Consider the following 2,401-nt stretch of genomic DNA (forward strand, 5'->3'; position numbering starts at 1 on the left):
AACGCAACACGATCTTCTTCTGTCAGAAATCTTTGCACAAGAAAAATTATTAAACTTGTAAACAATTTCATTCAGCATGAGTATAAAATGAGGGCTTTCAGCTTGTCTTTCTTGGGCACACCTCGTGAAATTTTTTCCACATTTTTTATCATTTGTACCGCTTTCCCCCTCGAAAAAAACTACTTTTAAAGCACTCCGAACATTCACAAAATTTACATATAATCATTTTTAGAGACTTTTAAAAGACTTCCTTTACCAATTCTAACAAAAAAGATCTTTTAGTTAAAGGTTTCCAAAATTTTTTTAGGATTCGGCTACTTTTTTGAATTTTTTAGCCTTGTATTTCATATTTAAATGATGTAAAATTTTTTCGTTGGCCGAGTGGCAGAGTGGTGATGCAGAGGACTGCAAATCCTTTTATACTGGTTCAATTCCAGTCTCGGTCTCTTTAACTAGATATTAAAATTTTTTTTGTTTTAGTTTAGGTGCCTAAATTTTATTTATTTAGTGGAGCTTTGTGTTTTTCGAGAGAAAAATTTGGGCTTTAACGTACAAAATCACGAAGTTTTTAAAGTTAAAGCGCTTTTATTAAAAGATATACTATGAAAGAGTATAGAAGAAAATATTTTGCTAGAATGTTTTTTTATTAACTAACGTTTAGTAAAAATCCTAAAGCATTTTGTATGCAGACAATGCTCTTTCCCTAGAAAATTTTAGATCAACAATGAAAGAAGAATAAGAAGAACAGTTAATTTCTGATTTTTGCAGCGCACTACCAAAGGCTTTCCACGGTTCAAATAGGTACTTACTTGGTAATTTTTCCAGTTCAGGAACAAATTTTTTAGTGTATTCCCCTTGACTATCAAATTTTTGTCCTTGTGTAGTGGGATTGAAAATTCTAAAATAGGGAGCCGCATCAGCACCGCTCCCTGCTACCCATTGCCAACTGGCACTATTGTTTGCAAGATCAGCATCAACCAGACACTCCCAAAACCAATCTCTTCCATGATTCCAATGAATCATTAAATTTTTGACTAAAAACGAAGCCACAATCATTCGGACACGATTGTGCATATACCCTGTTTGCAAAAGTTCTCGCATTCCTGCATCAATAATTGGGTACCCTGTATTCCCGCTCTTCCAAGCATGAAAAAGTTCATCATCGGCAGACCTCCAAGGAAATCGATCAAATTTCTCTTGAAAATTTTTCCAAGGAAGTTCTCTAAAATGCGTCATGAGATAGCAAGAAAATTCTCTCCAGATCAATTCACTTAAAAAGTGCTCTACATCTTCTTGATATGCACCAAGATTTTTAAAACTATCCAACCGATAAGCACTGCTTACAGATTCCCAAACTTGATGGGGAGATATTTCTCCAAAATGAAGATTCACAGATAGTCTTGAGGTCTGATTTTTCCCTGGATAGTCTCTTCCCACTTTGTACCCAAACAAATGGTGCTGTAAAAAGGTATTCATTTTTTTTTGAGCAGCTTTTTCCCCAAACTCCCAATGTGCTGTTATTTTTTTTTCCCAAGATTGACTAGAAATAAGTTTAAAATCTTTCAATTCTGTAAAATTACTATAATCCTTTATTAATAAATTGCTCGTTAGAAAAGTAAGCGGTCTTCTTGGAAGGCAGGAATATACTTTTCTTTTATAGGCACCAAAGACTTTATAATATGATCCATCTTCTTTTTTAATTTCTTTAGGTTCCCACAAATATGATCCATTAAATGTAATACAATTAATCTTTAAATCCCTAAGCTTTTCTTCAATTATCTTATCTTCAATAATCCTCCATGGCTCATAACACCGATTCCAAAATACATTTTTAATATTATATTTTTGAACCAATTGGGTGATGATTTGTTTAGAATTCCCAATGTAAAGATTCAACTTTTCTTCTAAAGATTTATTAAGGCTTTGCAAAGAGTAATGCAGATAAATCTTACTAACACTTCCCATTTTAAATGGTTTAGGAGCCAAATCATCTAAAATATATATAGGCAATACCCCCCCTATTTTACAAGACTCTATAAGCCCAAGATTGTCCGAAAGTCTTAAATCTTGCCTAAACCAAAAAATTGACTTTAATTGATCCATATGTAATAGCCTTAAAAAACTAAAATATCGTGCATTTATCTTTATTTAAATAAAATTATTATTTTTTTAGTTGAAGTTTTTGTTATAGTTACATAAAATCTTTATAAGTCTACAGCAATGATATCATTAAAGCAATGTGCACATATATAAAATATACCTTAAATTAAAAGAACTTATTCTTAGATAAGACACCTCAAAACTGATACCATTTCCCGATACTAAATGGACAAATGCGAAGCGGTGCATATACTTTTCACAATTGTATTTTTTAACGCGCGCACAAACTCGCAAATCACCG

General features: G+C 32.3%; 1 protein-coding gene, 1 tRNA gene and 1 pseudogene. 1 reads left to right on the plus strand and 2 read right to left on the minus strand.

Features of this window, described 5'->3' with window-relative positions; all coding sequences use genetic code 11:
• Positions 1 to 77: 77 nt before the first annotated feature.
• A pseudogene (locus tag K737_RS09235) lies at positions 78 to 207 on the minus strand (helix-turn-helix domain-containing protein); the annotation flags it as partial.
• A 168-nt stretch (positions 208 to 375) separates the two neighbouring features.
• On the opposite strand from K737_RS09235, the gene K737_RS01215 reads away from it, so the two are divergent.
• Positions 376 to 446 (plus strand) — tRNA-Cys (locus K737_RS01215).
• Positions 447 to 669: 223 nt separating this feature from the next.
• Here K737_RS01215 and K737_RS01220 read toward each other — a convergent pair.
• Complete coding sequence (locus tag K737_RS01220; RefSeq protein WP_006297333.1) at positions 670 to 2,103, minus strand: cryptochrome/photolyase family protein; 1,434 nt, start codon at positions 2,101 to 2,103, stop codon at positions 670 to 672.
• Positions 2,104 to 2,401 lie beyond the last annotated feature (298 nt).

The organism is Holospora undulata HU1 (assembly GCF_000388175.3).
GTDB classification, from domain to species: Bacteria; Pseudomonadota; Alphaproteobacteria; order Holosporales; family Holosporaceae; genus Holospora; species Holospora undulata_A.

Bases quoted from the DNA above. Each gene is read 5' to 3' on its own strand.
- K737_RS01220 (WP_006297333.1), bottom strand. From the start codon at position 2,103: ATGGATCAATTAAAGTCAATTTTTTGGTTTAGGCAAGATTTAAGACTT.